This is a genomic window from Enterococcus sp. DIV1316a (assembly GCF_050536915.1).
In the GTDB taxonomy this organism is placed as follows: domain Bacteria; phylum Bacillota; class Bacilli; order Lactobacillales; family Enterococcaceae; genus Enterococcus; species Enterococcus faecalis.
In genome coordinates this window covers 2,334,628-2,347,737 of the sequence record NZ_CP172913.1, presented here as the reverse complement: position 1 = coordinate 2,347,737, position 13,110 = coordinate 2,334,628, and the positions used below count along the sequence as shown (strand labels likewise).

The window sequence follows — 13,110 nt, the reverse complement described above, 5'->3', positions numbered from 1 at the left end:
TACAGTGACGGTCGCTTAGACGTCACTGTATTTATTTTGTACTTATTTCACAAACAAGTTGCTCGGAGAGGGGAACCGTGATAAACTGAATATGTGAAGTAGGTAACAAGGAGGACAGAGGATGGAGAAAAAAATGCCTAAAGCAACGGCAAAACGTTTGCCGGTTTATTTACGTTATTTAAAAATGTTAGGGGATTCTGGTGTTAAACGCATTAAATCACGAGAGTTTAGTGAAATGATCCAGATTCCTTCTGCAACGATTCGGCGTGATTTTTCCCACGTTGGTGAACTGGGCCGAAGCGGTTATGGTTACGATGTGCCGTATTTAATTGAGGTATTTAGTAATATTTTAAATACGCAAGAAGAAAAAAGAATTGCTCTGATTGGTTGTGGCAATTTAGGCAAGGCATTATTAAAAAATAATTTTAGACGCAACGAGAATTTGAATATTGTCTGTGCTTTTGATAATGATTCGGCTTTAGTCGGCACCACGATTAATGGATTATTAGTTCATGATATGTCTGAGTTAGAAGCATTCGTTCGACAAGAAGGGGTCACGGTAGCCATTTCTACAGTACCAAGTCACCATGCCCAAAAAGCCATCGACAAAATTGTTCAAGCGGGTGTGACTGCGATTTTAAATTTTGCGCCAGACCGTGTCAGTGTGCCAGCCAACGTTAGTGTGCAGTATATTGATTTAACAACGGAACTGCAAACACTGATTTATTTTAATGAAACTTTTTCACTAGCAAATAGCCCAAAGCAATAAAATTGTCTTCATAAAAATCCTCTACTATACTTATTATTGAAAGTGGAAAAGGAGGATTTCAGAATGAATGTTACAAGAAAAGGGCACGTATTAGAATTGACAGGTGAACAGCCTAAAGTTGGCACAAAAGCCCCCGTCTTTTCTTTGAAAAATTTAAACAACCAAGAAATCAACTTGGCAGATTATAAAGGTAAAACGGTTTTAATTAGTGTGGTTCCTGATATCGACACACGTGTTTGTTCACTGCAAACGAAACGTTTCAATCAAGAAGCGGCGAAATTAGACGGTGTTCAGATTATCACGATTTCCAATAACACAGTTGAAGAACAAGCAAATTGGTGTGCCGCTGAGGGTGTCGAAATGGAAATGCTTCATGATACTGAAGACTCATTTGGTGCAGCTTATGGTTTGTATATTCCAGAAATGGGCCGTTTAGCACGTGCTATTTTTGTGATTGACCCAGAAGGAACGTTAGTTTATGAAGAAATCGTCTCAGAAGTTTCGTCGGAACCCGATTATCAACAAGCGTTAGAAGCTGCAAAAAAAGTGTAATCCCTCTAGATTACAAATTGACTTTGCTTGCGCTTCATTGTAGAATGAAGCAAAGACAGCGAACAAGAGGAGTATCATTGGCGTCGTTTTAGAGAAAAAGTCGTTCAGGTGCAAGACTTTTACACAACCAGTGAGAAGGTAGCTTGTGAGTCAATGGTTTGAACACAGTACGTTAGTAGAACGATTCGTTTCGTGAACGTTATCTCACGAATGAGTGGCATTTGAATGAATTCAATTCAAATGCAATTTAGGTGGTACCGCGTAAATAAGATGAATCTACGCCCTAAAATACGAAAGTATTTTAGGGCGTATTTTAGTGTTTAGCCAAAAAAACTCATTTGTAAAATAATTACCGCTCCAAATCGCGTATTTTAAGAAAGAAGGGGAAAAAATGTCAGAAGAAAAAAACTTACCAACGAAATATCAACCGACAGAAATCGAAGCTGGCCGTTATCAAAAATGGCTAGATCAAGATTTATTTAAACCAAGTGGCGACAAAAAAGCGAAGCCCTATTCAATTGTTATTCCACCACCTAATGTAACAGGGAAGCTACACTTAGGGCATGCTTGGGATACAACATTACAAGATATGATTATCCGCCAAAAAAGAATGCAAGGCTTTGATACGTTATGGCTGCCAGGAATGGACCATGCTGGAATTGCCACGCAAGCAAAAGTAGAAGAGAAACTAGCACAACAAGGAATTTCACGTTACGACTTAGGTCGTGAAAAATTTGTTGATCAAGTGTGGGAATGGAAAGAAGAATATGCTTCTCACATTCGTGAACAGTGGGCAAAAATGGGTCTTTCTTTAGATTACAGCCGTGAACGTTTTACTTTAGATGAAGGGCTATCTGAGGCCGTTCGTAAAGTGTTTGTCTCTCTTTACGAGAAAGATTTGATTTACCGTGGTGAATATATCATTAACTGGGATCCAAAAGCGAAAACAGCATTGTCTGATATTGAAGTAATCCATAAAGATATTGAAGGAGCTTTTTACCACATGAGCTACCCATTATCAGATGGTTCTGGTGTTGTTGAAATTGCGACAACGCGTCCTGAAACAATGTTGGGAGATACGGCGATTGCGGTCCATCCAGAAGATGAACGGTATCAGGAACTTATTGGTAAGACAGTTGTCTTGCCATTAGTAGATAAAGAAATTCCAATTATTGCAGATGACTATGTAGATATGGAATTTGGAACAGGGGTTGTAAAAATCACACCTGCCCATGATCCAAATGACTTTGAAGTCGGTAATCGTCATGACTTACCTCGAGTAAATGTTATGAACGAAGACGGCACGATGAATGAACTGGCTGGAAAATACGAAGGAATGGATCGTTTTGCTGCACGTAAAGCGATTGTCTCTGACTTGAAAGAACTAGGTCGCTTAATTAAGATCGAAACAATGAATCACAGCGTGGGCCATTCAGAACGAACAGGCGTTGTCGTGGAACCACGTTTATCGACCCAATGGTTTGTAAAAATGGGACCATTAGCTGAAAAAGCAATGAAAAATCAAGAAACAGAAGACGCTGTTGAATTTTATCCACCACGCTTCAATCAAACATTTTTACGTTGGATGGAAAATGTACATGACTGGGTTATTTCGCGACAATTATGGTGGGGCCACCAAATTCCTGCTTGGTATCACAAAGAAACGGGCGAGATGTATGTTGGGATGGAAGCGCCAGCCGACAGTGAAAATTGGGTTCAAGATAGTGACGTCTTAGATACATGGTTTAGTTCTGCTTTATGGCCATTTTCAACGATGGGTTGGCCAGATGAAGCAAGCGAAGATTATCAACGTTACTTCCCAACAAGCACATTAGTTACTGGCTATGACATCATCTTCTTCTGGGTAAGTCGTATGATTTTCCAAAGCTTAGAGTTTACAGGTGAACGTCCCTTCCAAAATGTCTTAATTCACGGCTTAATTCGTGATGAGCAAGGACGCAAAATGAGTAAATCATTGGGGAATGGGATTGATCCAATGGATGTCATCGAAAAATATGGCGCAGATGCGTTACGTTGGTTCTTATCAAATGGTTCAGCTCCAGGTCAAGATGTTCGTTTTAGTTATGAAAAAATGGATGCTTCTTGGAACTTTATCAATAAGATCTGGAATGCAAGTCGCTTCGTTATCATGAATGTAGAAGGTATGACTGCTGCAGATATTGACTTTAGTGGTGAAAAGACTGTCGCTGATCGTTGGATTTTAACGCGCTTAAACGAAACAGTCGCCCGTGTGACAGAATTATTTGATCGTTTTGAATTTGGTGAAGCAGGTCGCCAATTATACAACTTCATCTGGGATGATTTCTGTGATTGGTATATTGAAATGAGTAAAGAAATTCTTTACGGAGACAATGAAGCAGCTAAACAAACAACGCGGAGCATCTTGGTGTACACATTGGATCAAATCTTACGCTTATTGCATCCAATTATGCCGTTTGTAACAGAAGAAATTTGGGAAAAAATTCCGCATCAAGGTGAGTCATTGGTTGTGGCAGAGTACCCAGTTGTTCATGAAGAATTTAACGATGAAGCAGCAGCTCGAGGAATGGAAGTTCTGAAAGAAGTTATTCGTTCGGTTCGGAATATTCGAGCAGAAGTGAATACACCACTTTCTAAACCAATTACTTTGTTAATTAAAACAAACGATACAGAAGTAGAAGAATTTTTAACAGCTAATACTAGCTACTTGGAACGCTTCTGTAACCCAGAGGAATTAGTCATCAGTCGTGAAATAGAAGCGCCAGAATTAGCCATGTCCGCTGTATTAACAGGCGCAGAACTATTCCTACCATTAGCTGGGTTGATTAATATCGAGGAAGAAATTGCTCGCTTAGAAAAAGAATTAGACAAATGGACAAAAGAAGTCAAACGTGTGCAAGGCAAACTTTCAAATGAACGTTTTGTGTCAAATGCACCAGATGAGGTCGTGGAAGCAGAACGTGCAAAAGAAAAGGACTACCTTGAAAAACAAGAGGCTGTCAAAGAACGGATTGCCCAATTACGTTCAATCTAAAAAAGAAAAGACAACAAAACCAACGTTGGTTTTGTTGTCTTTTTGTTATAATTTGCCAAATAATTGAAACAAATACAACATTAAGTAGCTGTAAGTAGCCACAGACCAGAATTTCAATAAAAGAACAATTTTCATGAATTCTTTTAAAGAAATATCTGTAATTCCCGCCACTAAACAAACAATATCATCTGGAGCGAAGGGGACTAACATAGTAAAGATTAAGAGCTTTTTGACATTGTGTTCATTTTTGTCTAAAATCTCTTCAAATTTTTTGTATTTATTGGGTGAAAGGATTATTTTTACAAAGCTACGTCCATAGTAACGAACCAGTAAAAAGCCAATAAACTCACCAATAATCAATCCAAGATAGCTATACAAAAGTCCTTGCAAATTGCCAAACATCAACATTCCTGCAACAGAAGAGATTCCTCCAGGTAGAATAGGAATAATCACTTGGACGATTTGTAAAAGAATAAAACACAGAACCGCATAGTTACCAAACTGTTTAATAAAAGCTTGCAAGGAAGCAACAGAATGAAAAATTCCTCTGGAATATCCCCATAAAATTAAGCCGAAGAAAAGCACCAGTCCAACTAGGGGTAACCACCGAATGAGTCCATTTAAAAATTTTTTCTGATTAGTCATGAGTGGCCTCCTGACGTTTTCGACGGTATTTTTTAAAGCCAAGATAACCAGCCGTTCCCAGTAAAATCGTTCCGCTGACGGCAGTGCCGAGATAAATCATTCTTGGATGATAGGCAAAGGTTAACTGCTGTTTGCCAGCTGGGACTTCAACAGCTAAAAAGCCACCTAGAATGCGTTGTGTTTTTAAGGGTTCTTTTTGTAGCGACGATTTGACTTGCCAATCTTGGTCATAAGGAATGGACGTATACAGTAACTGAGTGTCATTTTCAGGTACATTCAGTGCGCCATTTAAGTGGCCTTTTTTAGTTAGGTTCACGTGAAGAGCTTGTTGGCGTAATTTGTCAACCGCACGATTAAAGGCTGTTTGGTCTAAAGTTTGAAGTTGCCAATTAGTTAAATCAACCACTTGTTCAGCAGTTAGTGACAGGGTCACGGTAGTTCCTTTTTCAAAATGCCCTAAATTGAACAGTTGATTGGTTGCAATATAAATCGGCGTCGAGATAACTTGTTGGTTTACCTTCAATTGTGTAACCTTTTTCCATTTTAAATTCGGAATATAAAGATGCAAGTCGCCAGTGCTATTCACTTTAAAGGTTGCTTCAATTGTTTCGTTGGTATGATGAGGTTCATTTATCAACGAAGCTGTTTTAAAGTAAGGTTTATCCGTCGGCACGAGCGTTTGCAGGAGTTCTTCTTGGGCATCTAAAGGATTATTTTTTGCTAATTTTAACTTGGTTAATGCGGTTGGCGCCAAAAAGCCCATACCGATCGCTTCATCATTTTCCATGATTTTCGTGGAACCAACTGTTTTTAGCAATTTTTCACTCGTAGGTTTTTCAATTGGTAAAAAGTCATATTTCACATTTAAAAGTAAATTGGTTAGTTGTGAATTATCCACATAGGCAATCCGGCGATCATTTTTTCGATATAAACCTAGCGCACTTAATGTGTCTTGGGTAGTGGCAGTTAAAGTCGAAGTATAGCTAGAAACGCCAGCATAGCCATAAAGTAAAGGATTATTGTAGCCGTTATTGATTTCACGGAACCCTGTTTCTTTGGAAGGAATGACTTGTTTCATGCGATAAAGTTCTGGTGCTGAGGCCATTTTTTCATCGATTAATTGGCTGTGTTTTCGGTAATCTTGGGCAAATGTTGCTTGGCTACCAAAGGGCATGTGTTTAAAAGAAATCCAGAAATTCGTTGTTAATTCTGTGCTGACCAGTAAGAATAAAGCCACGACTACATAGTTTCTTAAGGCCTTTTTGTGTGCTAAACGCAAGCAAAAGAAAATCAACCAAATAAAAAGTAAACTTAGCCATAAATAATTGATCGAAATTAAGAGATTCTTTTGTGGACCATAATACAAAGATCCGTAGCCAATGACTAACAGCAGACTAAAAATAATAGGTGCGGTCCAAGGAATGGTCACTTTTTTAAGCCAAACTTCATAGGCAAAGACAATCAATAAAAAGCTAAAGATAAAGACATTTCGGTAAGGGAAACCAGCTGGGCTTTGAAACATGTGCCAGACAGTATTAAAGGCTTCTAACCAAAAGCTTAAAAAGAGAATGAATAAAAGAATTGCTGAAGCTATTCTTTCTTTTAACGCAATTTGTTTCGTTTGAAAATAGGCAACACAGAGGAGTGTCACAAATAATCCAGCAAAAACGGTTGGTAAATGGTCTAAACGCAACTCATAATTAATAGAACCTAAGCCTAATTGCGAGAAAAACGAAGTGTTGAACTTAGGCGTTAAAAAGAACGTCGAGACATCAAAATCTGCTTTTTTTGTATAGAGCATCCCTTCTGCTGCAGGTAATAATAAAAAGCTAGTTGCAGTTCCTGTTAAAAAAGAAACGAGGATGAATAACGGACTTTGTTTAAAAAATTGCCGAATAGCATGGGGTTGGGTATTCTTTTTAAAGAACCAATAGATACTGTACAAAACAGCAAAGAGACAAATCATATAACCCATGTAGTAATTCGTCACAATCGCTAAAAACAGGGTGATACTGTATAAGCCCCATTTACGTTGATCCCATAAACGTTGGAGTCCCAATAAGATAAGCGGGAATAGAATCAGTGCATCCAACCACATAAAGTTTTGGCTATAGACGGTGACAAAGCCACAGAAACTATAGGACGTTGAAAAAAGTAACGTGGTGCCATCAACTTTTTGATAGGTGTATTTTAAATAGCTAAACATCGTCGTGCCCATCAAGGCAAGTTTTAAGGTAATAATCCATAAAATTGCTATAGGTAATTGTTCATAAGGAAAAAAGAAAGCCAACACATTAAAAGGGCTCAGTAAGTAATAGGCTGCCAAAGGAACAATCGACTCACCAATCTCATTGGAAAAAGAGTAGAATGTAGTTATTCCCTCGTGAAAAGAGCGTTTTAAAAAACTCAAGAAAGGCATGTATTGTGTGCCTAAATCACTAACTAATAAGTTGTTGTCACCAAAAGGCGCAAGTTGTAATGTCATCCATACAAGCAACAGAAGTAAAAACGGCAAGAAAAAACTTCCTAACCATAAAAGCTTCGATTTGTTTTTCATCAAAATAAGTCCACCTTTATAAAAAAATCATGAATAAGCGTGTTGAACGCTTTAAAAATAGTTTTTAATTGGCTGGCTGGAACGAACCATCCAGAATGTTAGTTTACCATAAGTTCATTAATGTATCTGCTAATAACGCAAAATTATGAAAAATGCAAAAAGTTTTCAAGAAAAAGTTTCAATTGGTTATTAGTGAAAAAGTCACCTAACTTAGTTATAATGTAGAAGAAGACAAGGAGTTGGACAAGATGCAATTAACAATAGAAGAAGCCATTGAATGGATTCATAGCCGGTTACCCTTTGGTTCAAGACCTGGTTTGGATCGGATTAATGCGTTATTAGAAAAAATTGATCATCCAGAAAACAAAGTGCCAACGATTCATATCGCAGGAACCAATGGTAAAGGCTCAACCGTGACATATTTACGCTGTCTATTAGAAGAAATGGGCTTGAAAGTCGGAACCTTTACCTCTCCTTATATTGAATCATTTAATGAAAGAATTGCGATAAATGGTCAACCAATTTCAGACGAACAATTGATTACCTATGTGGAAAAGTATCAACCAATCATTAAAGAATTAGACCAGATCACTGAAGTGGCTGGAATTACAGAATTCGAAACATTGACAGGAATGGCCTTGGACTATTTCGTGAATGAACAAGTGGATATCGCCGTTGTTGAAGTTGGCTTAGGTGGATTACTTGATAGCACCAATGTCGTGAAGCCATTATTGACGGGGATTACGACAATTGGGAAGGATCACACAGAAATTTTAGGTGAAACAATTGCTGAAATTGCCTATCAAAAAGCGGGTATTATTAAAGAAAAAGTCCCAGTAGTAACAGGCAATATTTGTGCTGATGCGCTAGCAGTCATTGAAAAAGTCGCACAAGAAAAACAGAGTCCAATTTTTCGTTTTGGCAAAGAGTATCAAGTGGAATATCTACATCCTGATACACAATGGGGGGAAGTATTTAATTTCTATGGAGAAATGGGCAAACTGACAAAAATTAAAGTTCCCTTGTTGGGGCGTCACCAAGTAGAAAACGCGGCGGTAGCTATTCAATTATTTGACAAGTATTGCCAACTACAACATTTGCCGTTTAAAGAACGAGACATTACTCAAGGGTTAGCTAAAGCGCAATGGCCAGCTCGAATGGAACGTCTTAGTGATGAACCGTTGATTGTTTTAGATGGTGCCCACAATGATCATGCAGTAAAACGCTTAGTTGAAAACTTGCGCAAAGAGTTTCCACAACACACGATTCATATTTTATTTTCAGCTTTAGCAACTAAAGATGTGGATGAGATGATTCAGGACTTAAAGCAAGTACCGAATGCGCATCTTTACTTAACTAGCTTTGATTACCCTAAAGCTATTGCACTTACAGAAATGGAAAAATATGAAGACGATTTAACAGAAATTGTGTCTTTATGGCAATTTGGCTTAGGCGAAATTTTAGAAAAAATGTCGACAGATGATTTATTATTAGTAACAGGTTCATTATATTTTGTTTCTCAAGTAAGAGAATTACTTTTAACTATAGGAGGAAATGATGAAGAAATTTGATGGCGTAATTTTTGATATGGATGGGTTGCTTTTTGATACGGAGTTGATTTACTATACATCTACTCAAAAAGTAGCAGATGCAATGGGGTTACCATATAGTAAAGAAGTCTATTTAGACTATGTTGGGATTTCCGATGAAGAAGTACAAGAGAATTACCGACGTATTTATGCATCTTATGGTCACGACACAGTGGAAGAATTTATCCGCCGTTCTTATGATGATACCCTGCAAGAGTTTCGATCTGGTAACGTACCTTTAAAACCAGGGGTGGTGGAATTTCTCGACTTTTTAGATGATCAAAAAATTCCTCGATTAGTTGCTTCAAGTAACGTCCGTCCAGCAATTGAAATGTTATTAAGCCATGCTGGGATTCAGGATCGTTTTGTAGGGATCGTTTCAGCAGAGGATGTTAAACGAGCAAAACCAGACCCAGAAATTTTTCAAAAAGCTCGTCAACTTTTAGGAACAGAAGCCCCGAAAACCTTGATTTTCGAAGACTCATTTCATGGGGTAAGTGCGGCTCATAGTGCGGGCATTCCAGTGATCATGGTACCTGATTTATTGCAACCAACTGAAGTTATCCAAGAGAAAACATTGCATGTCTTGGAGAGTTTACATCAAGCGCCACATTATTTAAAATAATAAAAACAACACTCCTTTGCGTAGTTTATTAATGACTAGCAAAGGAGGTTTTTTTATGCAAGTATCGGATCTGTTTATTCGCGAGATGCCGAGTGATTGTTTACCACGAGAACGGCTCTTAGCGATAGGAGAAAAAGCATTATCGAATCAAGAGTTGTTGGCGATTCTGTTACGCACTGGCTCAAAAGAAGCAGACGTGATGACTGTTGCCGCAACGCTGTTAAAACAGTTTAAGCAACTTTCTTATTTGCAGCAAGCCACGTTGAACGAGTTAATGGCTATTAAAGGCATTGGCCAAGTGAAAGCCATTGAATTACGTGCGGCCATTGAATTAGGGTGTCGAATTTATCAAAGTAGTCAAATCAAATTTGGCAAAGTTACGTCCAGTCAACAAGTCGCTCAACGATTACTCCAAGAGATGAAGGGGCTGCAACAAGAACATTTAATTTGTATTTACTTGAATACCAAGAATGACATTATCCAACAGAAAACGATTTTCAAAGGATCACTGAATCAAAGTATTGCTCATCCACGCGAAATTTTTCGGGAAGCGGTTAAATATTCTTCTGCTCGCATACTATTAGCTCATAATCATCCATCTGGCAATCCGACACCGTCTCCACAAGATATCCAATTTACCAAACGAATGGAAGAATGTGGCGAAATGATGGGGATTCAATTGTTGGATCATATTATTGTTGGTGATAGCGGATACATTAGTTTGAGAGAAGAGAATTTTTTTGCTTCAGAATGAGGACAATTCTTGCAAAAATATTTTATCACGTGTAAAATGAAAGGGTAATCTTGTTTGGAATTATGTAGACTTTTTAAATTTTTTTAAATATTCTATTGGAAGCGAGCAAAGTTACGACTATTTATGTGCAAATGCACGAGGAGGAACAAAAGAATGGAACAAGGAACAGTAAAATGGTTTAACGCAGAAAAAGGTTTTGGGTTTATCTCACGCGAAGATGGAAGCGACGTATTCGTACACTTCTCAGCTATCCAAGGTGATGGTTTCAAAACTTTAGAAGAAGGTCAAGCAGTGACTTTTGATGTTGAAGATTCAGACCGTGGCCCTCAAGCAGTTAACGTAGAAAAAAACTAATAAAAAATAATCCAAAAACACCTAACGCATGTTAGGTGTTTTTTTGTTAGCAAAAATAGAGAAGAAAAATGGACAAACATTTTTCTTCTCTATTAAATGAGAGCTTTATTGATCACTAACTGTGGCAGTCATAATCATTGGCAGAATCATTGGATGACGTTCTGTTTGTTCAAACAAGAAAGGCTGTAAAGCGGTCGTCATGGCTTCGCCTAATTTTGCTTCGGTACAGTTTTTATCTTTCATTGCTTCACGTAGAGCATTGAATAAAAGACGTTGGCCTTCATGAATCATATCACCAGACTCACGCATGTAGACAAAACCACGGGAAAGAATGTCTGGACCAGCCATAATTTCTTTATTTTTAATATCAACCGTTGCTACCGCTAAAACTAAACCTTCTTCAGATAAGATACGACGATCCCGTAAAACAACATTCCCGATATCACCGACACCATTTCCATCAACGTACACGTCGTTAGCGTTGAAGTGACCAGCAGGACGTGCGCTATCAGCCGTTAAAGCTAAGACATCGCCGTTGCCCATGATAAAGCAATTTTCTTCAGGAACCCCTGTATCTTGAGCGAGCGAAGCATGGATTTTTAACATTCTAAATTCACCATGAACAGGCATGAAATATTTAGGCTTCATCAAACGAAGCATTAATTTTTGCTCTTCTTGTCCACCGTGACCAGAAGTATGGATATTATTGATTTTTCCGTGGATAACTTCTGCACCGGCTTCAGATAATAAGTTGATTAAACGGTTAACGCTTGTCGTATTCCCAGGAATTGGTGAACTTGAGAAAACAACCGTATCGCCTGGTTGAATACTAATTTGGCGATGTGTACCGTTAGCAATCCGACTAAGCGCGGCCATAGGTTCTCCTTGAGAGCCAGTACATAAAATCATTGTTTCATTTGCTGGCAATTGATTCAGTTCCGCCGCATCGACAAACGTTCCTTTTGGCACTTTGATGTAGCCTAAGCGTTCGCCATTGACAATGGCATTTTCCATGCTACGACCAAAAACAGCAATTTTGCGACCTGTTTTCACGGCTGCATCAGCAGCTTGTTGTAAACGGAAAATGTTTGAAGCAAAACTGGCAAAGATAATCCGACCATCAATTTTTTCAAAGATTTTTAAAATAGAGGTCCCAATTGTTTTTTCGGATTTTGTAAAGGTGGGTATTTCAGCATTGGTACTGTCTGAAAGAAGACAAAGGACGCCTTCTTCACCTAATTTCGCCATTCTGTGTAAGTTGGCTGGCTCACCAACGGGTGTAAAGTCAAACTTAAAGTCACCTGTTGCGACAATGTTACCAGAAGGCGTTTTAACCACAACGCCCAAGGCATCAGGAATACTGTGAGTCGTCCGGAAAAAACTAATCGCTGTTTTTCTAAAACGAATCACCGTATCTTCATTAATTTCGTGTAATTCCGCTTCTCGCAATAAACCATGTTCATCTAGTTTGTTGGTAATTAAAGCCAAGGCTAGTGGTCCCGCATAGATTGGGATATTCGCTTGACGTAAAAGATAAGGAACGCCACCAATATGGTCTTCATGACCGTGGGTAATAACGAGTGCTTTGACTTTATGCAAATTTTGAACGATGTAGCTATAATCTGGAATCACGTAGTCAATCCCAAGTAAATCATCTTCTGGGAATTTGATCCCAGCATCAATAATGATAATTTCATCTTGGAATTGTACCCCATATGTGTTTTTTCCAATTTCGCCTAAACCACCGATTGCAAAAACGCCAGTTTCGTTATTTTTTATGTTTACTTTCATGTTAAAACTCCGTTAGAGTGAAGTCCGCATGTTCTTGCTCGTAAGCAAGATGTTTTTCGTCTAATAATTGAACGTATTCAATATTGTATGGGGTATTTTCTTCAACTAATTGGCGCACGATTACATCGCTATCGGCTTCCATGTAAAGAGATTTTGTGTCTTCTCTTTTTGGGTTTCTGATTTTTGTTTCTTGATAGTATACTTTGTAAATCATCGATTCATTTCTCCTTCAGCTACTAATAGTAGCAATTTATAGTTTTTTTCATTTTAAGACAGAAAATTAAACACAACAAAACGAGGTGCTGATCACCTAAAAAAGAATGCTCATCAAAAACATCTGTTAATGATGAAATGAAGCCTCGACTTTGCTTCATTCTGGGTATTTGATTTTATGTGTTCTTTTTTCAACCGTCCCGTGTGTTGTGAATAACAACAATTAA

At 38.2% G+C, this 13,110-nt stretch carries 11 protein-coding genes and 1 other annotated feature; of the genes, 7 read left to right on the top strand and 4 right to left on the bottom strand.

The features are described 5' to 3' along the window. The first annotated feature begins 121 nt into the window (after positions 1 to 121). From IGL56_RS11215 to IGL56_RS11205, 3 genes are all read left to right on the top strand, one after another. The gene (locus IGL56_RS11215) at positions 122 to 769 is read left to right on the top strand and encodes a redox-sensing transcriptional repressor Rex (RefSeq protein WP_002365189.1); all 648 of its coding nucleotides are present in this window, start codon (positions 122 to 124) and stop codon (positions 767 to 769) included. A gap of 63 nt (positions 770 to 832) precedes the next feature. Then, positions 833 to 1,321: a thiol peroxidase gene (gene tpx, locus IGL56_RS11210; protein WP_002355111.1), complete on the top strand. Its 489-nt coding sequence runs from the start codon at positions 833 to 835 to the stop codon at positions 1,319 to 1,321. Positions 1,322 to 1,370: 49 nt separating this feature from the next. Continuing rightward, positions 1,371 to 1,610 (top strand) — a binding site (T-box leader). A 102-nt stretch (positions 1,611 to 1,712) separates the two neighbouring features. Next, the gene (locus IGL56_RS11205; RefSeq protein ID WP_002355112.1) at positions 1,713 to 4,355 is read left to right on the top strand and encodes a valine--tRNA ligase; all 2,643 of its coding nucleotides are present in this window, start codon (positions 1,713 to 1,715) and stop codon (positions 4,353 to 4,355) included. Positions 4,356 to 4,400: 45 nt separating this feature from the next. Here IGL56_RS11205 and IGL56_RS11200 read toward each other — a convergent pair whose 3' ends face one another. Then, the gene (locus IGL56_RS11200) at positions 4,401 to 5,000 is read right to left on the bottom strand and encodes a TVP38/TMEM64 family protein (protein WP_002355114.1); all 600 of its coding nucleotides are present in this window, start codon (positions 4,998 to 5,000) and stop codon (positions 4,401 to 4,403) included. Continuing rightward, positions 4,993 to 7,557, bottom strand: coding sequence for a YfhO family protein (locus IGL56_RS11195; protein ID WP_002389062.1), 2,565 nt, complete (start codon positions 7,555 to 7,557; stop codon positions 4,993 to 4,995). Before IGL56_RS11195 ends, IGL56_RS11200 begins: the two co-directional genes overlap by 8 nt. Before the next feature lie 248 nt (positions 7,558 to 7,805). On the opposite strand from IGL56_RS11195, the gene IGL56_RS11190 reads away from it, so the two are divergent. The 4 genes from IGL56_RS11190 to IGL56_RS11175 all read left to right on the top strand — a co-directional run bounded on the left by IGL56_RS11190 (position 7,806) and on the right by IGL56_RS11175 (position 10,879). Further along, the gene (locus IGL56_RS11190) at positions 7,806 to 9,128 is read left to right on the top strand and encodes a bifunctional folylpolyglutamate synthase/dihydrofolate synthase (RefSeq protein ID WP_002355117.1); all 1,323 of its coding nucleotides are present in this window, start codon (positions 7,806 to 7,808) and stop codon (positions 9,126 to 9,128) included. After that, positions 9,112 to 9,771, top strand: a complete 660-nt coding sequence (locus IGL56_RS11185) for an HAD family hydrolase (protein WP_002385286.1) — start codon at positions 9,112 to 9,114, stop codon at positions 9,769 to 9,771. Before IGL56_RS11190 ends, IGL56_RS11185 begins: the two co-directional genes overlap by 17 nt. Before the next feature lie 55 nt (positions 9,772 to 9,826). Then, complete coding sequence (radC, locus tag IGL56_RS11180) at positions 9,827 to 10,525, top strand: RadC family protein (protein WP_002365188.1); 699 nt, start codon at positions 9,827 to 9,829, stop codon at positions 10,523 to 10,525. Positions 10,526 to 10,678: 153 nt separating this feature from the next. Further along, the gene (locus tag IGL56_RS11175) at positions 10,679 to 10,879 is read left to right on the top strand and encodes a cold-shock protein (RefSeq protein ID WP_002355121.1); all 201 of its coding nucleotides are present in this window, start codon (positions 10,679 to 10,681) and stop codon (positions 10,877 to 10,879) included. Between the two features lie 105 nt (positions 10,880 to 10,984). Here the strand turns inward: IGL56_RS11175 and rnjA are convergent, their stop codons facing one another. Next, positions 10,985 to 12,670, bottom strand: coding sequence for a ribonuclease J1 (gene rnjA, locus IGL56_RS11170; RefSeq protein WP_002355122.1), 1,686 nt, complete (start codon positions 12,668 to 12,670; stop codon positions 10,985 to 10,987). A gap of 1 nt (position 12,671) precedes the next feature. Beyond that, a complete protein-coding gene (locus IGL56_RS11165; protein ID WP_002355123.1) occupies positions 12,672 to 12,884 on the bottom strand; it encodes a DNA-directed RNA polymerase subunit epsilon in 213 nt (70 codons plus the stop codon). Positions 12,885 to 13,110 lie beyond the last annotated feature (226 nt).